This window comes from Pseudarthrobacter sulfonivorans (assembly GCF_031454915.1).
In the GTDB taxonomy this organism is placed as follows: domain Bacteria; phylum Actinomycetota; class Actinomycetes; order Actinomycetales; family Micrococcaceae; genus Arthrobacter; species Arthrobacter sulfonivorans_C.
Genome location: NZ_JAVDRS010000007.1, coordinates 151,540 through 173,308, shown reverse-complemented (window position 1 = coordinate 173,308; position 21,769 = coordinate 151,540). Strand labels below are relative to the sequence as shown.

The window sequence follows — 21,769 nt, the reverse complement described above, 5'->3', positions numbered from 1 at the left end:
TGTGAATCTTCATCACAGTTTGGGTCACGCGTGGGCCGGCGAGGTCCAGGCCTAGTGGATCAGGGCGAGGAGAACGCCCACCGCGACGAAGAGGAGCCCGAAGATCCGGTTCAGGATCGTCTGGCCATGGGCGTTGTGGGTAAATCGTTGGAAGGACTTGGCGGCCAGGGCGAAGAAGAACCACATAACCAGGATATCGATCACCACCACGGTGGAGGTGAGTACCACGTACTGCGGCAGGAGCGGCTGTCCCGGGCGGATGAACTGCGGCATAAACGCGAGGAAAAAGATGATGGCCTTGGGATTCAGGAGGTTGACCCAGAGGCCGCGCCGGAACATCGGCCAGGCGGGCTCGTTCCGGAGTGCCGCGGCCTGTTCCTGGTCCAGATCAGGTTTGCTCAGGAACTGGCGGATGCCCAGGTAGACCAGATAGGCGGCGCCCGCGTAGCGGATCACGTTGAAGGCCACCGGTGAGCTGGCCACCAGCACGCCGACGCCCAATGCCACGATCACCACGTGGATCACCAAGGCTGCCTGCTGGCCCAGGATTCCCCAGACGGAGCGGCGGAAACCTGAGGTCAGGGAGTTGCTCATGGTGTTGATCGCACCGGCTCCCGGGGTGAAGCTGACCAGGACGCCGGCGCCCGCGAGAGCGAGCCAAAGGGAGAATTGCACTTCCCAAGTTTAGTGGCAGTCCGGAACAGGTGCTCACGGGTCACGGACCCCCTGGGCTGCAACTGCCGTGCTTTGAATGCACCCAGTGGGACATAGTGCACGGGAGGCCGAGGTGGTAGCGGTCAAAGTAGTAGTGCGGCCCGTTTGACATGTATTCGGCGCCGTCAAGGCCAAAATGCCCGATCATGAGGAACCCGCGCTGAATGGCAAGTGTTCGCAGCGCCTCTGCTTCTTCAAGAATCGGCGCGTCGAAGGCCGGGCACTCCGGCCAGGCCCCGGCATGGGCGATGGCAAAGTAGCGTGTCCTGTCCGTATTCAGTTGGCGCAGGATGGAGTCGAAGTGGGGCTCCAGCCGCCCGCCGAATTGATGACTGACAACCTGAATGTCCGCGAACTGCATGTTGGCGTCCAGCTCAATGACAACGAGCTTGGGCAGGACATTGCCTTCGGGTGCTATCAGTAAACGGGCAAGAATCTGGAGGTCAAAGCCTGCTTGAATGATCATGGTCTGACGCTATTTGGGCGCAGCGGTGAGCGGCAGGGCTGAATTTCCCCATGTGGAAAAGTCCGGCCAGGTCAGCGAGTGCGCCCGGGAAGCGGGCAGTTCACGCCCGGGCGATGACCTCGCCGTTCGGAATCAGGAACCAGCCGTCGTCGGTGGATCCCCAGCGGTGCCAGCCCGCGGAGATCCTGGCAAGGTCAGCGGCGTTGGCAAAGCCGTACTCCAGCGCCTGGTCCGCGAAGGCCGAATGCAGCACCCGTTCACCCCACACGCGCGCCTGCCATCTGCGCTGCTGCCCGGTGGCGTAGAGCCAGTTACTGCTGGTGGGCGCCACATCGGTGAAACCAGCGGACTGGGCCCAGGAAACCAGGCGGCGGCCGGCGTCGGGCTCGGCCCCGTTGCGGCGGGCGATCCGCTGGTACAGGTCCATCCACTCGTCCAGTTCAGGAAAGGACGGGTACCAGCTCATGCCGTGGAAATCGGCGTCGCGCACTGCCACGATCCCGCCCGGCTTGGCCACCCGCCGCATCTCCCGCAGCGCCTCCACCGGATCGGTCAGGTGCTGCAGCACCTGGTGGGCGTGGACGACGTCGAACATTTCGTCCTCGAAGTCGAGGTCATAGATGTTGCCGGCCACGAAATCCGCGTTGGCCACACCGCGCTCGGCGGCGAGCGCGGTGGCCTGGGCGATGATGTCCGGCGACCTGTCCAGCCCGGTGACCTTTCCCGGCGCCACCAGCCCCGCGAAATCGCACGTGATGCTCCCTGGCCCGCAGCCGACGTCGAGCACGGACGTTCCGGGCGTCAGATGGGGGATGACAAAGGCCGCGGAATTCTCCGCGGTCCTGGAAGCGTGGGCGCGGACCACCGACTCGTGGTGGCCGTGCGTGTACACATCGTCGTCGGGGGGCTGCTGCGCACTCATAGACAAACGCTACCGCCGCAGTGTCACGAATGGGAGGACCGCCGTCGTGCATTCCACCCCAACTAAGTAGCGCTAACTGTCCTTTTGGGGCCTCCAAACGCCAGATAGGGCTACTTAGTTGGGGGTAGGTGCGGGTGAGGCCGGGCCGCCGTCGGATGCTTCCTGGCGGGCCGCGATAGTGGCCTCCACCATGGCGGTCATAAAGCGCGTGACCAGGTCCAGTTCCTCGGGGGAGAAGGCCGCCATGGCCGTGCCCATGTGGCGCGAGAGCGGCATGAACATGGCCCCGCCGTCCCGGAACGCCTTGGGCGTCATGCGGAGCTGGACCTGCCGCCGGTCCGTGGCGTGCCGCTCGCGGGTCACATGGCCCGAGCTGTCCAGCCGGTCGATGAGGGCGGTGGTGGCCGGCGAGCTGAGGTGCAGTTCCTTGCGAAGGACGCCCGGCGTGACAACGAGGCCCTTGGCGGTGTGGCGCATGATCACGGCGAGCGCGTTCAGGTCGGTGCGGTGCATGGCATTCCGGCCGCCGGCGGTATCCACATAGCGGTTGGCCTCAAGGGTGAAGTCCTGCAGCAGCCGGACCAGGGACTGGGGCCCGGAGTCCGGCGGGCGCTGGAACGACTCGTCCGTCATGTGCCGCCTCCTCTGCTCGCTGCTGTGGTCCTGGCTCTGGCCAGGCGCTGATCCTCGCGGGTGCCCTGACGGATATTACTCCAGCACTGCCGCGCGGACGCTTTCCTGCCGGGAAATTCCTGGATGCCACTTATCGCGACGGCACTTTCCGACCGCGGGATATATCTCCATGATGGAGATAGTCTATGATGGAATCAATTCTACCGCGCCCATTCCGAACCCTGAAGGAATCATGAAAACCAGTCCCCTACATAGCGCACGGGTTCCGTTCTGGCTGCGCTGGCTCCTTCCTGTACTGCTGGTGCTGACATGGCTGGCCATCGCCGGCGTCGGCGGCCCCACCTTCGGCCGGCTGGACGAGGTCTCGTCCAACGACCAGGCCTCCTTCCTCCCTGCCAGCGCCGAAGCCACCGCAGCCCAGGACTGGCAGGCGAAATTCCGGGATTCGAACGAAGTTCCGGCCGTCATCGTCATCGAGGGTGCTGAGCCATTCACCCCGGCCCAGCTGGGCGAGGCCGCCGCGCTGAAAGCCGAGCTTGAAGGGCTGGGGATCGGCGGCGCCGTGATCGGCCCAATCCCGTCCGAGGACGGCAAAGCCGTGCAGTTCATCGCCCCCATCGATTCGTCCGGCGAGGTGAAGGAGGCCGTGAAGGAGCTGCGCGACACAGCCGCCGAGGCCGCTCCCAACGGCATGCAGACCTTCGTCACGGGGCCGGCCGGCCTGGCCGCGGACCTGACCAGCGCGTTCGCCGGGATTGATGGCATCCTGCTGCTGGTGGCCCTGGGTGCCGTCTTTGTGATCCTCCTGATCGTCTACCGCTCCCTGCTCCTGCCCGTCGCGGTGCTGCTCACCTCAGTGTTTGCGCTGTGTGCCGCCATCCTGCTCGTGTTCGGCATGGCACAGCTCGGCTGGATCCAGCTGAACGGCCAGAGCCAGGGCATTCTGTCCATCCTGGTGATCGGCGCGGCCACGGATTATGCGCTGCTGTACGTGGCGCGGTTCCGCGAAGCCCTCACTCACACCAGGAACCGGACCGCCGCCGTGCTGACGGCGTGGAAGACATCCGTGGAGCCGATCGTGGCCTCCGGAGCCACGGTCATCATCGCCCTGCTCTGCCTGCTCTTCTCCGACCTGAACTCCAACAAGGGCCTTGGGCCGGTGGCTGCCGCCGGCATCCTCTGCTCGCTTTTCGCCGCACTCACCTTGCTGCCCGCCCTGATGGCACTCCTGGGCCGGGCCGCCTTCTGGCCGTTCCGCCCCAAGCTGGTCCCGGAGGATCAGCGGGAACCCGAACTTGTCACCGGCCTGGAAGGGCAGAAGGGCATCTGGCGCGCCACCGGTTCGCTGGTTTCCCGCCGTCCGCGCACCGTGTGGATCGCGTCCGTCCTCCTGCTGCTGGTCGCGTCGGCCGGCATCCTGCAGCTCAAGGCAAACGGCGTCCCGCAGACGGACGTCATCCTTACGGCATCCAATGCGGTTGACGGACAGGACGCACTGGCGCGGCATTTCGACGCCGGCAGCGGCAGCCCCGCCGTCGTGGTTGCGGACGAAAGCAAAGCTGAAGACGTACTCGCGAAGGTCAAAGCGGCCGACGGCGTGGGGGATGCCTACCTCCTGGCCGCCGGAAGTGTGCCCATCACCGGGGCCCCCGGCACTCCCAGCGACCCGGACGTCCGCGAGGGCAAGGTACTGATCAATGCCACGCTCAATTACGCGGCGGATTCCATTGAGGCCAAGGACGTCGTCAAGGCATTGCGTGAGGATGTGAAGGCGGTTGACGCCAGTGCACTGGTGGGTGGCGTGACCGCAACCGCACTGGATACCAACACCACCGCACAGCGCGACCTGGTGATCATCATCCCCGTGGTTCTCGTGGTGATCCTCTTTATCCTGATGCTGTTGCTGCGCTCGGTGTTGGCGCCGGTCCTGCTGGTCCTCTCCGTGGTGCTGTCCTACGGCGCGGCCATGGGCGTCTCTGCCCTCGTCTTCAACAACCTGCTGGGTTTCCCCGGCGCCGACGCGACGGTGCCGCTGTTCGGGTTCGTCTTCCTGGTTGCCCTGGGCGTGGACTACAACATCTTCCTGATGAGCCGGGTGCGCGAGGAGTCGCTGAAGCACGGGACCCGGCCGGGAATCCTGCGCGGACTCGGCGTGACCGGCGGAGTGATCACCTCCGCCGGCGTGGTGCTGGCAGCCACCTTCGCGGCACTGGGCATTATCCCCATCATGTTCCTGGTGCAGCTCGCCTTCATTGTGGCCTTCGGCGTGCTGCTGGATACCGTCCTGGTGCGCTCGCTGCTGGTCCCCGCCCTGGCGTACGACATCGGTCCGCGCATCTGGTGGCCAAGCAAGCTGGGGCGGCCGGAGCTGGACGCGGCCGAACAGCGGGACACCGCCCCCGACGTGGAGCTTGAAGCCGAGGGCGCCGGCCGCCGGTAGGGCGGACCGGGGGCAGTTCAGCCCTGCGCCCGCCACCAGGCCGCAGTGGCCGCGGCTGCTTCAGGGAGGGGCGTGGGGCGGAGGTCCAGGGCGGCCTGGCTCGCCGCGGAGTCCATCACAAACGGCTTGTCGAACTGGTAGAGGGTTTCGGCGAGCTCCCGGAGATCCTTCGAAAACACGCCCATGGCCCGGAGCGCCCACCCCGGGATGGCTCCCAACTTGGGCGCGGCCGCACCGCCGGCTTCTGTGAACGCTGTGGCCAACTGCCGCTGCGTTACTGCCGGCCCGGTGGGGGCGTGCCATACCTTGTTCCAGAGCGCCGGCATCTGCGCGGCGCGGATCATCGCCGCCGCAAGGTCCGGGACGTAGGTGAACGAGTGGGGCTGGTCCGTGCTGGCGATGACCCATAGTTTCTTTCCGGCCAGGACCGGCGAAACCATGCGCTCGCCGCCGTGGGAGTTCCGGACACGCGGGCCGAAGAAGTCGCCGGCAACCACGGTGACGGTGTTGGCGGGCGAGGCATCCCTGGCCCGGAGCAGTTCGGTCCGGACCCCCCTCTTGCCGCCCTGGGCGGTCCGCGGCCCCGCCTCGGTCATGGGGCGGTCCGGCTCGCTGTAGGAGTAAAGGCTTTCAGGGAAGACGACGACGGCGCCCGCCCCGGCCGCCGCGGCCAGCACCGTTTGCTCGGCCCGGGGGAGTTCCGCCCGCCACGCGTCCGCCGTGTACGAGGACCCATGGATGCAGTGGAAAACGGCAGTGGCGCCAGCGAACGCGTCCCGCACCTGGCTGGCGTCCTGGACATCGACGGTCAGCCGCTCCACCAGCGGATGCTCAGGGCCGCTGCCTGAACGCGTAAGGACCCTGACGCGATTGCCCTGCCCGGCCAACTGTTCAGCCACCGTCCAGCCAACAGGACCTGCTCCGGTGACAACGTAAAGATCGTTCATGGCTTCCCCTCCAGGACTCTTACTCTTTGAGAGCACTGCTCTCCAATAAGGGTGCACCTCGCTGCTGGAAACGTCAAGAGCATTGCTCTCAATTGTTGACACTGCTCTGCTTTGTGCGAAGCTGGACCCATGAGCGACGCTGCCGCCAGCGCGGAAACAAGCCTGCGAACGCCCCGGGAGCGGGCACGCGCCCAGACCATTGCGGACATCGTCCGGCTGGGCCGGGAACACCTGGCGGCCCATGGTGCCGCGGCGTTGTCGCTGCGCGCCGTCGCGAGGGACCTTGGCGTGGTTTCGTCCGCCGTCTACCGCTACGTGGCCAACCGCGACGAACTCCTCACGCTCCTGCTGGTTGACGCCTACAACGACCTCGGCGATGCAGTGGATGCCGCTGTAAATGCTGAGGCTGAGCATGACTTCGCGGGGAGGTTTGGAGCATTGGGGCTTGCCGTCCGGGGCTGGGCATTGCGTGAGCCGGCGCGCTATGGACTGCTGTTCGGCAGCCCCGTGCCCGGCTATCGGGCCCCCGCCAGTCAAACTGAAGCGCCCGGCACGCGGGTAATCTACAGTCTGGTGGGGATCCTCGACGCCGCATACCGCGCCGGTGAGTTGACGGCGCCGCCCGCGCGTGCCGCCGTCGTACCCTCCGCCTTGGCCGCCGACCTCGAAGCGATCCGTGCAGGACTGGGGCTTGCCGTGCCTGACGGGCTGATAGCCAACGGTGTGCTCGTGTGGACGTCGCTGTTTGGCGCCGTGAGCTTCGAGGTGTTTGGCCAATATGGCGCGGATACGTTCAGTGCACGCGATCAATTGTTCGAGCACCACCTCGCTGTCCTCGCGGGGATGGCGGGCTTCCAGGGGAGCTGATTGCCAACCCCTGTTTCGCCCCGCCCGGGCTGAGTAGACTCCAACTGCGCCCAGGTGGACGCGGAACCTCAAAGGAGAGACCAGTCATGACTGAGAACACCGCACGTGACGAAGAGCCCCGCAAGGCCAGTAGCGCGCCTGGCCTGGAGGGCGAGGGTGGCCAGTATGTGGAAGGCGATTACGGCGATGCCGGCGTGGTGGGTGGCGCCGAGGAGCGGCCCGAGGAGGGCGACTATCCGGAGGGCAACTACGGCGATGCCGGCACCGTGGGAACGGCCCGCGGTGCAGAGGCCGCCCGCGAGGTTGAGGAGGACGAGGAGAGGAACTCGTAGGACTCCCATTCTGGTTTCCTGAGCCTTTTGGCAGCCCGTTCACGCACAGCGAACGGGCTGCCCCTGCATGGGCTCCCCTCGCCATGGGCCCGCAAATCCGGGGGAGTTGGCGATTCGTGCCGCACCGCAGAATCCAAAGTTGAGCGTACTCCGCTCAACTTTGGATTGACATCGAGGTCGCCCCGAGTAAAGTTGAGTGCAGAACGCTCAATGAGGGGCGCCAGCAAGTTTCCAAGGAAAGAAGGAAGCAACACATGTCACGTGCAGTAGGTATCGACCTCGGAACCACCAACTCCGTCGTCTCCGTTCTCGAAGGTGGCGAGCCCACCGTTATTGCCAACGCCGAGGGTGGCCGCACCACGCCGTCCGTCGTTGCATTCTCCAAGACCGGCGAAGTCCTGGTGGGCGAGATCGCCAAGCGCCAGGCCGTCAACAACATCGACCGCACCATCGCCTCCGTCAAGCGCCACATGGGGACCGACTGGTCCGTAGCGATCGATGACAAGAAGTACACGGCGCAGGAAATCTCCGCCCGCGTGCTGATGAAGCTGAAGAACGACGCCGAGTCCTACCTCGGTGAAAAGGTCACCGACGCTGTGATCACCGTTCCGGCCTACTTCAACGACGCCGAGCGCCAGGCCACCAAGGAAGCCGGCGAAATCGCTGGCCTGAACGTCCTGCGCATTGTCAACGAGCCCACCGCGGCAGCACTCGCCTACGGCCTGGACAAGGGCAAGGAAGACGAACTCATCCTGGTCTTCGACCTCGGTGGCGGCACGTTCGACGTCTCCCTGCTCGAAGTAGGCAAGGACGAAGACAACTTCTCCACCATCCAGGTCCGCGCCACCGCCGGCGACAACCGCCTCGGCGGCGACGACTGGGACCAGCGCGTCGTGGATTACCTGCTGAACCAGCTCAAGGTCAAGGGCATCGACCTCTCCAAGGACAAGATCGCCCTGCAGCGCCTCCGCGAAGCTGCCGAGCAGGCCAAGAAGGAACTGTCCTCCTCCACCAGCACCAACGTCTCGCTCCAGTACCTCTCCGTCACCCCCGACGGCCCGGTCCACCTGGACGAGCAGCTGACCCGCGCCAAGTTCCAGGACCTCACCAAGGACCTGCTCGAGCGCACCAAGAAGCCGTTCCACGACGTCATCAAGGAAGCCGGCATCAAGCTGTCCGAGATCGACCACATCGTGCTCGTCGGCGGTTCCACCCGTATGCCCGCCGTCTACGAGCTCGTCAAGGAACTGGCCGGCGGCAAGGAGCCCAACAAGGGCGTCAACCCGGATGAGGTCGTCGCAGTGGGCGCCGCGCTCCAGGCCGGTGTCCTGAAGGGCGAGCGCAAGGACGTCCTGCTGATCGACGTCACCCCGCTGTCCCTGGGCATCGAAACCAAGGGCGGTGTCATGACGCACCTGATCGAGCGCAACACGGCCATCCCCACCAAGCGGTCCGAGACCTTCACCACGGCTGATGACAACCAGCCGTCCGTGGCCATCCAGGTCTTCCAGGGCGAGCGCGAGTTCACCCGCGACAACAAGCCGCTGGGCACGTTCGAGCTGACCGGCATTGCGCCGGCTCCGCGAGGCGTCCCGCAGGTTGAGGTCACCTTCGACATCGACGCCAACGGCATCGTGCACGTTTCCGCGAAGGACAAGGGCACCGGCAAGGAACAGTCCATGACCATCACGGGCGGCACCGCGCTCTCCAAGGAAGACATTGACCGCATGGTCAAGGACGCCGAGGAGCACGCAGCCGAGGACAAGGCCCGCCGCGAGGCAACCGACACCCGCAACACGGCCGAGCAGCTCGCCTACTCTGTGGACAAGCTGATCGCGGACAACGCCGACAAGCTGCCTGAAGAGGTCAAGACCGAGGTCCAGGCCGACGTCGACGGGCTCAAGAAGGCCCTCGAAGGCACGGATGACGCCGCCGTAAAGACCGCGTTTGAGAAGCTGCAGGCTTCCCAGAGCAAGCTCGGCGAGGCCATCTACGCCCAGGCAGGTTCCCCGGACGGCGCCACCGGCGCTGCAGGTGCTGAAGGCGCTCCCGCAGGTGCTGCAGGTGACAAGGCTTCCGATGAGGACATCGTGGACGCTGAGATCATCGACGAAGACGAAGCGAAGAAGTAGCCATGCCGCACCACGGTAACGAGGAAGAGCACAACTCATCCGCGAACCAGGAGCCGGTCATCCGGGATAACCGCAAGGTTGACCCGGTGACCGGGGAAGCCAGGCACCCGGAGGGCGAGCACCCGGTTGACGCGCGTGCGGCGGAGTCCCCGGCGCCCGAGTCGGAGGATTCCGACGGCGATGCCCTCGCCCAGGCCGAGGAGATCCTTAACGGCATCGAGGTGCCGGCTGAGGAATCCGTGGCCCAGGGGGCAGGTACCGCCGAGGCGGCCGAGCTGAAGAACGACCTCCTCCGGCTCCAGGCTGAATACGTCAACTACCGCAAGCGCGTTGAACGCGACCGTGCCGTGGCAGGGGAGATGGCCGTCATCGGCGTCCTGAACTCCCTGCTTCCGGTACTGGACGACGTCGACGCCGCACGCCAGCACGGCGACCTGACCGACGGCCCGTTCGCGGCCATCGCCACCAAGCTGGAGACCGCGCTGAAGACGTACGGCCTGGTCCGCATTGACGAGACCGGCGTGGAGTTCGATCCCACGATCCACGAAGCCCTGATCCAGCAGCCGGGCGAGGACATCGAGGTTGACACCGTCAGCCAGGTGCTCCGCTCCGGCTACAAGTCGGGCGAACGTGTCCTCCGCGCAGCACAGGTTATCGTCGCAGTCCCTGCGTAGCATTACCTTCGGTGGTTGAGCTTATTGGAACCCAGGTTTCGACAAGCTCAACCACCGACCCATTACTTTTTGAAAGGAAACGCCATTGGCTAGCCAAGATTGGGTGGACAAGGACTTTTACGCGATCCTTGGTATCGCCAAGGACGCTTCCGACGCCGACATCAAGAAGGCGTACCGGAAACTTGCCCGCCAGCACCACCCGGACACCAACTCGGGGAACGCTGCGTCGGAGAAGAAGTTCAAGGACATCTCCGAGGCCTACTCAGTGCTCTCTGATCCGGACGAGCGCCAGCAGTACGACGCCATCCGCGCCATGGGCGGTGGGGCCAGGTTTGCACCCGGCGGCGCCGGCGGCGGCAACGGCGGCTTCGAGGACATGTTCGGCGGGCTGTTCACCGGCAATGCCGGCCGCCATGCCGGCGGCTTCAGCACCTCCGGCGGCATCCCGCCCGAGTTCGCCGACCTGTTCGGCGGCGGCTTCGGTGGCCAGCCCGGCTTCCAGCGCGGACCGCAGAAGGGTGCGGACCGCACGGCGACCACCAGCATCTCCTTCGCCGGTTCCATCCGCGGCACCACGATCGGCCTGCGTGAACCCAACGGCGAAGTCATTGACGTCCGGGTTCCGGCGGGAATCAAGGACGGCCAGAAAGTGCGCGTCCGCGGCAAGGGCCAGCCGTCACCGGCAGGCAACGGCGACCTGATGGTTGCCGTGTCCGTCCAGCCCCACGATTTTTACACGCGCGACGGCGACAACCTCCGCGTCCACGTACCGGTCACCTTCCCGGAAGCTGCTTTGGGTGCCGACATTGAGGTGCCCACCATCGATGGTGAGAAGGTAAAGGTGCGGGTCCCGGCAGGTACGCCTTCGGGCCGTACCCTGCGGGTCAAGGGCCATGGCGTGAAAACGTCCAAGGTGACAGGCGATCTGCTGGTGACCATCGACGTCGCGGTGCCCAAGAACCTGAACAAGGAGGCCGAGGCAGCCGTGAAGGCCTTCGCCGAAGCCACCGCCGACGCCGATGTCCGACAGGGCCTGGCCGCCAAGGCCCGGCTGTAGCCACCGGAGCAGACCGTGAATATCCGTGCTGACCAGCCGATCTTCGTGATCTCGGTGGCGGCTGAACTGGCGGACATGCACCCCCAGACGCTCCGGCAGTACGACCGGCTGGGCATTGTGTCGCCCAGCCGGGCGCCGGGCAAGTCCCGCCGTTACTCGCAACGGGACATCAACATGCTGCGCGAAGTGCAGCGGCTCTCCCACGAAGGTGTCTCGCTTGAGGGGATCAAACGGATCCTTAACCTTGAGAACCAGGTGGCCGCACTCCAGCGCAAGGTGAGCGAGCTGACCGAGGAGCTGGGCCGCCGTCGTGATCCCCTGGACTCCCGGATCTTCGCCGCCGGTGCGGCCGGCGATGTGGTGAGCCTGGCCCGCGGGCAGCGCCCCCGCGCGCGGTCCCAGGCCGTTGTGGTCTGGCGCCCCAAGGCGCTGGGAAACTAGGCGCCGCGGACCGGCAGCGCCGGAAAATAGAGTACTCACTACTCGTGACGGCTACGCCCCCACTGTCTTGAATGGAACTGCAGCTGGTCTCACGGCGCAGGTTCGAGTCCCTGGGGGTTTTCTCGTGTTTGGTTCTTCAGTCGTTTCGTTTGCAGGGTCCAGTGTAGGGCTGATCCTGCTTGCCATCGGGCAGACCGTGGTGGTGGTGTGCGTCTGCTTTGACATGGTGCGGGCGCTCTCGGTGCCGAGGTCGCACCGGCGCTATGTGGCCAGCACCGTGTTCCGGACGCTGGCCATCCCATCCATCATCGCCACCGGAATGAGCGTGCTGATCGACGCCTTGGCATGGTCGTGGATGGACGTCTGTATGTCCATGTTCGTGATGGTGGCGATCATCTTCCGCCTGCACCACGACAAGGACGAGGACAGCTGGTGGAAGGGCAAGGGCAAAAAACTCGCCCGCTGGGCCCGCCGCCAGTTCAGCTCCGGGACGAGCGTGGCGCCCGCGATGGGTTAGCCGGCAACTCCGGAGAGCCATCGCCGCTGGTCAAAGCCGCTCTGCGGTCCTCGGACGGAATTGTGTCCAGCCGCGCGGACAAAGTTACGTCGCGGCAGATTTCCCGCAGGTTAACTCTCCACCACCGCCTTCGCGCCGTTTCCCCCGCACTTCTGCGGAGCGCCTTAATTCCGGCCAATCCGGGCGACCGTTCGGAAATGGTTCCGAAACCAACCACTCAGGCGCCGAAACAATTCACTCCTACATTCATCCCAAGGGGTCACTTCTCAGGACCCCGGAGGCGAGCCGCTGCCAGCGCAGCGGCGGAGTGAGAAGCAGGTTCACATGAGGGTTTCGGTCACCAAACGCGCATTCCTTCCCCTGGCGGCGGCCGCCATGGCCACGGTCTTGGCCGGCTGCGGCAGCCAGATTGCAGATCCGGCGTCCGCAGGCTCCACCGCCAGCAGCGGCACTTCGTGTGTCAACACCTCGGGCAGCAGCGTCAAAGTCGGGTTCATCAACTCGCTGTCCGGCACCATGGCCATCAGCGAGAGCACAGTCTTCGATTCCCTGTCCCTGGCCGCCGGGGAGATCAACGCTTCCGGCGGTGTCCTGGGCAAGCAGCTCGAGGTCATCAGCGAGGACGGCGCCAGCGAACCGACCAAGTTCGCGGAGCGTGCCGGGAAGCTGATCCAGCAGGACTGCACCGCCGCGGTATTCGGCGGCTGGACCTCGTCAAGCCGCAAGGCGATGCTCCCGGTGTTTGAGGCCAACGACGCGCTGCTCTTCTATCCGGTGCAGTACGAGGGCCTGGAGTCGTCGAAGAACATCTTCTACACCGGGGCCACCACCAACCAGCAGATCATTCCAGCTTTGGACTATTTGGCCGAGCAGGGAACAAAATCCCTCTTCCTGGTTGGCAGCGACTACGTCTTCCCCCGGACAGCCAACAAGATCATCCAGGCCTACGCCGCGGCCAAGGGCATAGAAGTCCTCGGGGAGGAATACGCCCCGCTCGGCTCCACGGAATTCTCCACCATCGTAAACAAGGTCCGCGACTCCAAAGCGGATGCGGTTTTCAACACCCTCAACGGCGACAGCAACGTTGCCTTCTTCCGCCAGTACAAGAGCGTCGGCCTGACGGCGGACAGCATGCCTGTGGTCTCGGTTTCCATCGCCGAGGAGGAAGTCCCCGGCGTCGGCCTGGACAACGTGGAAGGCCAACTGACGGCTTGGGACTATTACCAGACCCTGGATACCCCGGCCAACAAGAAGTTCGTCGCCGCGTTCAAGGCCAAGTTCGGTGCAGAGCGCGTCACGAGCGATCCCATGGAAGCTGCCTACACTTCGCTGTACCTCTGGAAAGCCATGGTGGAGAAGGCAGGTTCATTTGAGGTGGACAAGGTGCAGGCCGCCGCGGACGGGGTGACCTTCGAAGCGCCTGAAGGCCTGGTCACGGTCAACGGCGAGAACAACCACATCACCAAAACCCCGCGCATCGGCAAGATCAACGCGGACGGCCTGATCGACACGGTGTGGTCATCGCCTGCGGCGGTTGAACCGGATCCGTTCCTGGCCACCTACGACTGGGCCAAGGACCTGGCCAAGTAACGGGCCACGGAAACATCGAGGAAAGGCCTGCTGGAATGGAACTCCTGATAGGGCAGATGTTCGCCGGACTCAGCCTCGGCTCAGTGCTGCTCCTGGCGGCACTGGGACTGTCGCTGACCTTCGGCCAGATGGGGGTCATCAACATGGCCCACGGTGAGTTTATGATGGCCGGCGCCTACACGGCGTTTGTGGTCCAGCAGGCCATCTCCGACGCCGGCGTATCACTGCTTGTTTCCATTCCCGCAGGCTTCCTGGTGGGAGGTGTCCTGGGGCTGGTGCTTGAGGCGGTGCTGTTGCGCCGCATGTATCACCGGCCCCTGGACACCCTCCTGGTCACTTTCGGGGTGGCCCTGATCCTGCAGCAGGCCGCGCGCGACATCTTTGGCGCACCCAGCGTGGATGTCCGCGCTCCGGCCTGGCTGCAAGGAAACATCGAGTTGCTGGGCGCTCCCATCCCGCTGACCAGGCTCTTCATCCTGGGGCTCGCGCTGCTGTGCCTCACCGGCCTGGTCCTCCTCCTGAAGGCCACGCCCCTCGGGCGCCGTATCCGGGCTGTTGTCCTGAACCGCGACCTCGCGGAAACGAGCGGGGTGTCAACCCGGCGCAGCGACCAGCTGACGTTCTTCATCGGCTCGGGCCTGGCCGGCATCGCCGGCGTCGCGGTCACCCTCATTGGTTCCACAAGCCCCTACCTGGGCACCAACTACATAGTGGATGCCTTCCTGGTGGTGGTGGCCGGGGGCATCGGCCAGATCAAAGGGGCTGTCTTCGCAGCGTTTGCCCTTGGCGTGCTTCAGTCCGTCTTCGAGTACTCGACGTCGGCAAGCATTGGCAAGGTCCTGATCCTGATCGTGATCGTGGTGTTCCTGCAGCTTCGGCCGCAGGGCATCTTCAGCCTCAAAACGAGGAGCCTGGCATGAGAACACTGTTGCGTGGGAGGTGGGGAACCGCGGCCGGATTCACCCTGGGGGCGGTCCTGCTCCTCGGCGTTGCACCCGCGATTCTTCCGGCGTTCAACCTGGGCCTGCTGGGGAAGTTCCTCTGCTTTGCGATCGTGGCAGTCGGCATCGGCCTGGCATGGGGACGCGGCGGCATGCTGACCCTGGGCCAGGGAGTGTTTTTCGGGTTGGGCGCCTACATCATGGCCATGCACATGAAGCTGGCCGACGCCTCGCTTTTCGGCGGCTCCGGCGTGCCGGACTTTATGTCCCTTTACGGCAGCGGCGAGGTGCCCGGTTGGTGGGAACCGTTCCGGAGCCCCGCGGTGACGCTTCTCGCTGTGGTCCTGGTTCCGGGGCTGGTGGCACTGGTCCTGGGTTTGGCGATCTTCAAACGCCGCGTCAAAGGCGCCTACTTCGCGATCCTCAGCCAGGCCCTGGCGGCCGCCTTCGCCGTGTTCCTGATCGGCCAGCAGGCCACAACCGGGGGTTCCAACGGGCTTAACGGGTTCCGGTCCTTTTTCGGGTTCGACCTGAAGGATTCCAACAACAAACTCATGCTGTACATGGTCGCGGCGGTGGTCCTCCTGCTGGCGCTCGCCCTTGCCCGGCAGCTAATGCACAGCCGGTTCGGCGAGTTGCTGGTTGCGGTGCGGGACCAGGAGGAGCGCGTCCGTTTCCTGGGCTACGATCCGGCGACCGTCAAAACCGTTATTTACGTGGTGGCCGCTGTCCTGGCAGGCGTTGCGGGGGCGCTGTTCGTCCCGCTCGTCGGAATTATCTCACCGGCGGATGTGGGCGTGATCCCCTCCATCGCGTTCCTTATCGGCGTCGCAATCGGCGGCCGCGCCACCCTCCTGGGTCCGGTCCTCGGCGCTGTCTGCGTCGCCGCCGCCCAGTCCAGCCTGTCCTCCACTTTCCCGTCCATCTGGGTCTACTTCCAGGGCCTGCTGTTTGTCCTGGTCATCGGGTTCATGCCGGGCGGGCTGGCTTCTTTGCCGGCGCTCGTGGGCAGGCGCCGCCGAATCCCACCCGGGGCACCAACGCCTCCGGCGCCGGAGCCGGCAGTACCAACGCCAGCGCAAGATCCGGCAGCGCCAAAACCCGACGTCAAAACGCGGGCAACAACACCTGAGGAGGTCAGCAGATGACGGCACCCACGCTGCTCCCTGACGGGGAGCCACAGGCAGGGGGCATGCGCCACGGCCGCCCAAAGTACCTTGAAATCCGCGATCTCTCGGTGTCTTTTGACGGCTTCCTCGCCGTGGACAACGTCAACCTTGATGTGATCCAAGGCGACCTGCGGTTCCTGATCGGTCCCAATGGTGCCGGGAAAACGACCGTGATCGATGCCATCACCGGCCTGGTGCCGGCCACGGGATCGGTGAACCACACCGGAACTGAGATCCTCGGCCGTAAAGTCCACCAGATCGCCAAGTTGGGCGTGGGGCGCACGTTCCAGACCGCAAGCGTGTTTGAGAACCTCTCCGTGCTCCAGAACCTCGACATCGCCGCGGGCTCCGGCCGCGGCCCGCTTCAGATGCTCCGACGCCGGAAGTCCGTGGAACCGGCCGTGGGGGAGGCCCTGGAGATCATCGGCCTGGAAGGCGCGGCTGACAAGAAGGCGGGCATCCTCGCCCACGGACAGAAGCAGTGGCTGGAGATCGGCATGCTGCTTGTGCAGAACTCCGACGTGCTGCTGCTGGATGAGCCCATCGCGGGAATGAGCCAGGACGAGCGCGCGGAAACAGGCGCACTGCTTCGCCGCATCGCGGCCAGCAGGATCACGCTGGTGATTGAGCACGACATGGATTTCGTCCGGGAGTTCGCCACGTCAGTCTCGGTGCTGGCCGCCGGCAAAGTCCTCAGCGAGGGAAGCGTGGCGCAGGTGCAGGCAGATCCGAAGGTGCAGGAGGTCTATCTGGGGACCTCGGGAACGGAAGGCCACTGATGCTGGAAATCGAAGACCTGCAGACCGGTTACGGCCGCACCCAGGTGATCACCGGGGTGAGCGTAACGGTCCCGGAGGGGGCGGTTGTCTCTGTGCTGGGGCACAACGGTGCCGGCAAAACAACACTGCTGCGCGCGGTCGTCGGACTCCTCAAACCCACGGCCGGACGCATCACCCTTGACGGGGAGGACATCTCGGCCCTCCGCCCGCACCAGCGGGTGGCGCGCGGCATGGCCTATGTGCCGCAGGGCCAGCAGTCCTTCGGGCAGCTTTCTGTGATGGAGAACCTGCAGCTAATCGCGGACGGTCGCAGGAACGGCGCCGAACGCGTGGCGGAGGCCCTCGACATGTTTCCCGCCCTCCGGCCGCTGCTGGCACGGCGGGCGGGGCTGTTGTCGGGCGGCCAGCGCCAGCAGTTGGCAATCGCACGGGCGCTGATCACCAATCCGCGCCTGCTGATCCTGGACGAACCAACCGAAGGCATCCAGCCCAACGTTGTGGCCGAAATCGAGGCCACCATCGTCAACCTGTCCCAGCGCAACGGCATGAGCATCCTCCTCGTGGAGCAGCACATCGGGTTCGCACTGCATGCTGCGGACAGCTACTACGTCCTCGCGGCCGGAAGGGTCTCCTCCTCGGGGGACGGCGGCGCCGGTTCGGCCGCCAGTGTGCGGCAGGCGATGCTCATCTGAGGGCTCAATCACCGGAGCGCCGTTTGCTGGGTGGTCCAGAACCGATCTGGGGTTGGGGCCGAATTGTCGTGGCCCTGTACAGTTCCGGGCCAACGTTCGATGCTGATACCTAACGGATTGTTTTCAGCTGGAGTGAGTCCACACAACGAAGTGAGGAAAGCCCGTGCAGTTCCATCACCACGGTTACGTATCCGGGGACCCGAGGGTCCAGCCAGCAGCCGGCGTCGGCCTTAACCGCCCCGAGGAACTTCCGGACGAAGTCGATGTGCTGATTGTGGGAACCGGACCCGCGGGCATGCTCGCCGCCGCGCAGCTCTCCCGGTTCCCGGGGGTCACCACGCGCATCCTTGAGCGCCGCGCCGGGCGGCTGGTCATCGGCCAGGCAGACGGCATCCAGGCCCGGAGCGTGGAGACATTCCAGGCTTTCGGCTTCGCCGAGCGGATTACCGCCGAGGCTTACCGCATCACCGAGATGGCGTTCTGGAAGCCGGATCCTCTGGACCACACCCGGATCATTCGTGCCGCCCGCACAGAGGACGATCCCCATGGAATCAGCGAGTTCCCGCACCTGATCGTCAACCAGGCCCGCGTGCTGGACTACTTCGCCGAGTTCATGGCGAACTCTCCCGCCCGGATGAAGCCGGACTACGGCTATGAGTTCCGCCGCCTCGAAGTCGGCGGGGGAGACTACCCGGTCACCGTGACGCTCCTCCACTCCGACGGCCAGAACGAGGGCAAGGAGCGGACTGTGCGGGCCAAATACGTTGTCGGGGCGGACGGTGCGCGAAGCAAGGTGCGCGAATCGATCGGCTGCACCATGGCCGGCGACCAGGCCCATCACGCGTGGGGCGTGATGGACGTCCTCGCGGTCACGGACTTCCCCGACATCCGGACAAAATGCGCCATCCAGTCCGGGTCAGGAGGGAGCATCCTGCTGATCCCTCGCGAAGGCGGGCACCTCTTCCGCATGTATGTGGACCTCGGCGAGGTTCCAGAAGGTGACCACGGTGCCGTGCGGAGCACCACTATCGAGCAGATCATCGGCCACGCGAACGCCATCCTGCACCCCTACAGCCTGGACGTCCGGAACGTCGCGTGGCACAGCGTGTATGAGGTTGCCCACCGCCTCACGGACAGGTTCGACGACGTCCTCCCGGAGGAGCGCGCCACCCGCACGCCGCGCGTGTTCATCATGGGCGACGCCTGCCACACGCACAGTGCCAAGGCCGGCCAGGGCATGAATGTCTCGCTGCAGGACGGGTTCAACCTTGGCTGGAAACTGGGCCACGTGCTGGAGGGCCGCAGCCCGGAGAGCCTGCTTGCCACATACTCGGCCGAGCGCCAGGTGGTGGCCAAGAACCTCATCGACTTCGACAAAGTCTGGTCAACGATGATGGCCAAGAAGCCCGAGGAATTCGAGAGTCCTTCCGAGCTTGAGGACTTCTATGTGCGCACCGCCGAGTTCCCCGCTGGCTTTATGACCCAGTACGAGCCGTCGATCCTCACCGCCGATGCCACGCACCAGGACCTGGCTGCCGGGTTCCCCATCGGGAAACGCTTCAAGTCCGCGCCGGTGCGGCGGGTCTGCGACACCAACCCCATGCAGCTTGGCCACCATGCCACAGCTGACGGCCGCTGGCGCATCTATGTCTTTGCGGACGCAGCTCTTCCGTCAGGAGGGGAGCAGTCGCCGTCACCCACCACGGACCTGGCCGAGTGGCTCGCGAACTCGCCCGAATCGCCGCTCGGCGCAACGCCGTCGGGCGCCGACCCTGATGCATGGTTCGACGTGAAGGTGATCTACCAGCAGGACCACACGCAGGTGGATATCGGCACTGTGCCGGCGGTGTTCAAGCCGCACGTTGGACCGTTCCGGCTGACTGACTACGAGAAGGTCTACGCCACCGATGCCAAGGCTGACATCTTCGAGCTGCGGGGCCTGGACCGCGGTGGTGTTGTGGTGGTGGTGCGGCCGGACCAGTACGTGGCAAACGTGCTGCCCCTGACGGCGACGGCCGAGCTCGCCGCCTTTTTCGGCCCTCTCCTGCCTGCCCGTAAACCGGCCTGACCATCACCCGGACCGGGCCTGGATCCGGCGTGAAATAAGGGTCGGAATCCGCTGTGCGAGGGGCCTTTGGCCGGGTCCCGTTTTGGCGCCGTGTACTAGCATGAGATTCCATGGCTGAACAAGAAGACACGCGGCGCACGGCAGACGAAGCTCCGAAAGCGCTGGTCCCACGCACTCAGCTCGGCGGCACCGATCGCCGGCGCGGCGGCCCGGAATTCGAAAACCGCCCACCGGTTTCCAGCCAGGAGCTCAGCCGCGGCCCGGCTGAACTCATCGAAGAGCGCAAGCCCAAGGTCAACTGGCGTGTGTTCATCATCGCGTCGGTCATCATCATCGGCTTCTCCGTGTGGGCCATGCTGATCCCTGCCACAGCACAGTCCACCATGAAGACCGTCGTGGCCTGGATCGCGGAAAACCTCGGCTGGTTCTACGTCCTCACCGTCACCGTGGTGATCGGGTTTGTGCTGTGGGTGGCACTGTCCAAGGAAGGCTCAGTCCGCCTCGGTCCGGACCACTCCCGTCCGCAGTACAAGCTCTTCACCTGGGTGGCCATGCTCTTCGCCGCCGGTGTGGGCATCGACATGCTCTTCTACTCCGTGACCGGACCGATCACCCAGTACATGATGCCGCCGGTGGGCGAAGGCCAGACACCGGCCGCAGCCCAGGACGCCGTGGTGTGGACCATGTTCCACTACGGCATCGCGGGCTGGGCCATGTATGCGCTCCTCGGCATGGCCATGGGCTATTTCGCCTACCGCTGGGGCATGCCGCTGTCCATCCGGGCTGCCCTCTACCCGCTGCTGGGCAAACGCGTCCGCGGCGGGATCGGCGACACCATCGACGTTGTCACCCTCGTGGGTACCGTCTTCGGTGTGGCCACGTCCATGGGGATCGGCGTGGTCCTGCTGAACGTCGGCTTCGCCATCCTGTTCGGCCTGCAGGAGGGACTGGCGCTGCAGATTGCCCTGGTGATTGTCGCCGTCGTCCTCACCATCGCGGCGTGCACGTCCGGCGTTGACAAGGGCATCCGCTGGATTTCCGAGCTGAACATCTGGAGTGCCGCGGCCATGCTGCTGTACATCCTGGTGACCGGCCAGACCTCGTTCCTGCTCAACTCCATGGTGGAGAACATTGGCCGGTTCGTGTTCACCCTGCCGGACCGCACCCTCCAGACCTTCGCCTATGAGGAGGGCGGCTCGGAATGGATGGCCGGCTGGACGCTGTTCTTCTGGGCCTTCTGGCTGGCCTGGGGTCCCTTCGTCGGACTGTTCCTGGCCCGCATCTCGCGCGGCCGTACGCTGAGGGAGTTCGTCATCGCGGCCATCACCGCCCCGGTGCTGTGCGACTTCCTCATTGTGAGCATCTTCGGCAACAGCGCCATGTACGAGGTCCTGAACGGAAACACGGAGTTCGCGCAGCTGGCCATGGACAGCCCCGAAGAGGGCTGGTACGCCTTGCTGGAAATGTTCCCCGGTGCCAGCTTCCTGATCGGCCTGGGCACGTTGTCCGGCATGCTGTTCTACCTCACCAGCGCCAACTCCGGTGCCATGGTCATGTCCAACTTCTCCTCCACCATCCCTGACCCCTCCCACGACGGCGCCAAATGGCTGCGGATCTTCTGGGCGATACTCACCGCGGTGCTGACCATAGCCATGCTCATTGCCGGCGGCGTGACCACCATGGAGTACGCCACGCTGATCTTCGCCCTGCCGGTGACCATCATCGCCTGGCTGGTGATGGCATCGTTCTCGAAGGCCCTGCGTATGGAACGGGCTGAACGCGAGGGGCAGGTTCTGCGCAGGCAGTCGACGGCGGCGCACGGCGGCATGGTGCCGGACCGCACTTGGCGCCAGCGGCTGGCCGGGATGCGGTCCTATCCGTCGAAGAAACAGGTGGCCCAGTTCATGGAACGGATCGTGCAGCCGGCGCTGGCGGATGTGCTCAGGGAGTTCACCAAGCAGGGCTATGAGGCCACCCTGGACGTCGTTCCCAACGAGGAAGCCAACATCTCCAGCCACGCACTGGTGGTCAGCATCCCGAAGCACCGCGATTTCCACTACCAGGTCCAGGCGGTAGAGGCACCGGTGCCCATGTTCGGCGGCCGCATGTCCCGCGAAACGGACGTCTACTACCGCGTGGAAGTCTTCGCGCAGACCGGGTCCGAGGGCTACGACTTGATGGGCGTGACGCACCAGCAGATCATCGACGACGTCCTGGACCGCTACGAGGCCCACCTGGGGTTCCTGACCTACTCCACCCAGCACGATTACGCTTCGGTGCTCACGCCGCCCATGCCCACTGCCACGGGCTCCATCGCAGTGGTGAAGCCTGCAGCGGGCGACGGCGCGGACGGGCCAGCCAAGGAGTAGGCGCTCGAGGACCGGCGGC

The 21,769-nt window shown here is 65.3% G+C and carries 20 protein-coding genes; 15 read left to right on the top strand and 5 right to left on the bottom strand.

The genetic code is table 11. The annotated features are described in order from the left end of the window. Positions 1-51 precede the first annotated feature (51 nt). The 4 genes from J2808_RS16140 to J2808_RS16125 form a co-directional block, all read right to left on the bottom strand. Entirely contained in the window at positions 52-675 is a 624-nt protein-coding gene (locus J2808_RS16140) for a LysE family transporter (protein WP_309818633.1), read from the bottom strand. A 40-nt stretch (positions 676-715) separates the two neighbouring features. Continuing rightward, on the bottom strand, positions 716-1,180 hold the full coding sequence (locus J2808_RS16135) for a hypothetical protein (protein WP_309818631.1): 465 nt from the start codon (positions 1,178-1,180) through the stop codon (positions 716-718). 100 nt (positions 1,181-1,280) lie between these two features. Further along, positions 1,281-2,102 carry a methyltransferase domain-containing protein gene (locus tag J2808_RS16130; RefSeq protein WP_309818628.1) on the bottom strand — a complete coding sequence of 274 codons (822 nt, stop codon included), beginning with the start codon at positions 2,100-2,102 and terminating at the stop codon, positions 1,281-1,283. 114 nt (positions 2,103-2,216) lie between these two features. Then, positions 2,217-2,735, bottom strand: a complete 519-nt coding sequence (locus J2808_RS16125; protein WP_309818625.1) for a MarR family winged helix-turn-helix transcriptional regulator — start codon at positions 2,733-2,735, stop codon at positions 2,217-2,219. A 232-nt stretch (positions 2,736-2,967) separates the two neighbouring features. Here J2808_RS16125 and J2808_RS16120 point away from each other — a divergent pair, with 232 nt between their 5' ends. After that, positions 2,968-5,175 carry an MMPL family transporter gene (locus J2808_RS16120; RefSeq protein ID WP_309818624.1) on the top strand — a complete coding sequence of 736 codons (2,208 nt, stop codon included), beginning with the start codon at positions 2,968-2,970 and terminating at the stop codon, positions 5,173-5,175. Positions 5,176-5,192: 17 nt separating this feature from the next. Here J2808_RS16120 and J2808_RS16115 read toward each other — a convergent pair whose 3' ends face one another. After that, positions 5,193-6,122 (bottom strand): NAD-dependent epimerase/dehydratase family protein, encoded by a 930-nt coding sequence (locus J2808_RS16115; protein WP_309818622.1) that lies wholly within the window; start codon positions 6,120-6,122, stop codon positions 5,193-5,195. Between the two features lie 129 nt (positions 6,123-6,251). Here J2808_RS16115 and J2808_RS16110 point away from each other — a divergent pair, with 129 nt between their 5' ends. The 14 genes from J2808_RS16110 (at position 6,252) to betT (ending at position 21,750) form a co-directional block, all read left to right on the top strand. Beyond that, positions 6,252-6,989, top strand: a complete 738-nt coding sequence (locus J2808_RS16110; protein WP_309818619.1) for a TetR/AcrR family transcriptional regulator — start codon at positions 6,252-6,254, stop codon at positions 6,987-6,989. Positions 6,990-7,075: 86 nt separating this feature from the next. After that, a complete protein-coding gene (locus J2808_RS16105) occupies positions 7,076-7,321 on the top strand; it encodes a hypothetical protein (RefSeq protein WP_309818617.1) in 246 nt (81 codons plus the stop codon). A gap of 254 nt (positions 7,322-7,575) precedes the next feature. Further along, a complete protein-coding gene (dnaK, locus tag J2808_RS16100) occupies positions 7,576-9,453 on the top strand; it encodes a molecular chaperone DnaK (protein WP_309818615.1) in 1,878 nt (625 codons plus the stop codon). Positions 9,454-9,455: 2 nt separating this feature from the next. Continuing rightward, the gene (locus J2808_RS16095; RefSeq protein ID WP_309818613.1) at positions 9,456-10,127 is read left to right on the top strand and encodes a nucleotide exchange factor GrpE; all 672 of its coding nucleotides are present in this window, start codon (positions 9,456-9,458) and stop codon (positions 10,125-10,127) included. 85 nt (positions 10,128-10,212) lie between these two features. Further along, positions 10,213-11,184 carry a DnaJ C-terminal domain-containing protein gene (locus tag J2808_RS16090; RefSeq protein WP_309818611.1) on the top strand — a complete coding sequence of 324 codons (972 nt, stop codon included), beginning with the start codon at positions 10,213-10,215 and terminating at the stop codon, positions 11,182-11,184. A gap of 15 nt (positions 11,185-11,199) precedes the next feature. Next, positions 11,200-11,625: a heat shock protein transcriptional repressor HspR gene (locus tag J2808_RS16085; RefSeq protein WP_309818609.1), complete on the top strand. Its 426-nt coding sequence runs from the start codon at positions 11,200-11,202 to the stop codon at positions 11,623-11,625. Between the two features lie 124 nt (positions 11,626-11,749). Then, entirely contained in the window at positions 11,750-12,142 is a 393-nt protein-coding gene (locus J2808_RS16080) for a hypothetical protein (protein WP_309818607.1), read from the top strand. A 324-nt stretch (positions 12,143-12,466) separates the two neighbouring features. Further along, entirely contained in the window at positions 12,467-13,732 is a 1,266-nt protein-coding gene (gene urtA, locus J2808_RS16075) for an urea ABC transporter substrate-binding protein (RefSeq protein ID WP_309818606.1), read from the top strand. Positions 13,733-13,767: 35 nt separating this feature from the next. Next, positions 13,768-14,652 carry an urea ABC transporter permease subunit UrtB gene (gene urtB, locus J2808_RS16070; RefSeq protein WP_309818605.1) on the top strand — a complete coding sequence of 295 codons (885 nt, stop codon included), beginning with the start codon at positions 13,768-13,770 and terminating at the stop codon, positions 14,650-14,652. Further along, on the top strand, positions 14,649-15,821 hold the full coding sequence (gene urtC / locus J2808_RS16065) for an urea ABC transporter permease subunit UrtC (RefSeq protein WP_309818603.1): 1,173 nt from the start codon (positions 14,649-14,651) through the stop codon (positions 15,819-15,821). Before urtB ends, urtC begins: the two co-directional genes overlap by 4 nt. Continuing rightward, on the top strand, positions 15,818-16,621 hold the full coding sequence (gene urtD / locus J2808_RS16060) for an urea ABC transporter ATP-binding protein UrtD (protein WP_309818601.1): 804 nt from the start codon (positions 15,818-15,820) through the stop codon (positions 16,619-16,621). Before urtC ends, urtD begins: the two co-directional genes overlap by 4 nt. Beyond that, positions 16,621-17,313: an urea ABC transporter ATP-binding subunit UrtE gene (gene urtE, locus J2808_RS16055; protein ID WP_309818598.1), complete on the top strand. Its 693-nt coding sequence runs from the start codon at positions 16,621-16,623 to the stop codon at positions 17,311-17,313. The genes urtD and urtE overlap by 1 nt, the downstream gene beginning before the upstream one ends. A 163-nt stretch (positions 17,314-17,476) precedes the next feature. Continuing rightward, positions 17,477-19,381, top strand: coding sequence for an FAD-binding monooxygenase (locus J2808_RS16050; RefSeq protein WP_309818596.1), 1,905 nt, complete (start codon positions 17,477-17,479; stop codon positions 19,379-19,381). 110 nt (positions 19,382-19,491) lie between these two features. Continuing rightward, entirely contained in the window at positions 19,492-21,750 is a 2,259-nt protein-coding gene (betT, locus tag J2808_RS16045; RefSeq protein ID WP_309818594.1) for a choline BCCT transporter BetT, read from the top strand. The last annotated feature ends 19 nt before the right edge of the window (positions 21,751-21,769 follow it).

Excerpts from the sequence above, each read along its gene's own strand:
- J2808_RS16115 (WP_309818622.1), bottom strand. The coding sequence starts at position 6,122 with ATGAACGATCTTTACGTTGTCACCGGAGCAGGTCCTGTTGGCTGGACG.
- J2808_RS16125 (WP_309818625.1), bottom strand. The coding sequence starts at position 2,735 with ATGACGGACGAGTCGTTCCAGCGCCCGCCGGACTCCGGGCCCCAGTCC.
- dnaK (WP_309818615.1), top strand. The coding sequence starts at position 7,576 with ATGTCACGTGCAGTAGGTATCGACCTCGGAACCACCAACTCCGTCGTC.
- urtE (WP_309818598.1), top strand. The coding sequence starts at position 16,621 with ATGCTGGAAATCGAAGACCTGCAGACCGGTTACGGCCGCACCCAGGTG.
- urtD (WP_309818601.1), top strand. The coding sequence starts at position 15,818 with ATGACGGCACCCACGCTGCTCCCTGACGGGGAGCCACAGGCAGGGGGC.
- J2808_RS16130 (WP_309818628.1), bottom strand. The coding sequence starts at position 2,102 with ATGAGTGCGCAGCAGCCCCCCGACGACGATGTGTACACGCACGGCCAC.
- betT (WP_309818594.1), top strand. The coding sequence starts at position 19,492 with ATGGCTGAACAAGAAGACACGCGGCGCACGGCAGACGAAGCTCCGAAA.
- urtC (WP_309818603.1), top strand. The coding sequence starts at position 14,649 with ATGAGAACACTGTTGCGTGGGAGGTGGGGAACCGCGGCCGGATTCACC.
- J2808_RS16105 (WP_309818617.1), top strand. The coding sequence starts at position 7,076 with ATGACTGAGAACACCGCACGTGACGAAGAGCCCCGCAAGGCCAGTAGC.
- urtB (WP_309818605.1), top strand. The coding sequence starts at position 13,768 with ATGGAACTCCTGATAGGGCAGATGTTCGCCGGACTCAGCCTCGGCTCA.
- urtA (WP_309818606.1), top strand. The coding sequence starts at position 12,467 with ATGAGGGTTTCGGTCACCAAACGCGCATTCCTTCCCCTGGCGGCGGCC.
- J2808_RS16120 (WP_309818624.1), top strand. The coding sequence starts at position 2,968 with ATGAAAACCAGTCCCCTACATAGCGCACGGGTTCCGTTCTGGCTGCGC.
- J2808_RS16110 (WP_309818619.1), top strand. The coding sequence starts at position 6,252 with ATGAGCGACGCTGCCGCCAGCGCGGAAACAAGCCTGCGAACGCCCCGG.
- J2808_RS16135 (WP_309818631.1), bottom strand. The coding sequence starts at position 1,180 with ATGATCATTCAAGCAGGCTTTGACCTCCAGATTCTTGCCCGTTTACTG.
- J2808_RS16095 (WP_309818613.1), top strand. The coding sequence starts at position 9,456 with ATGCCGCACCACGGTAACGAGGAAGAGCACAACTCATCCGCGAACCAG.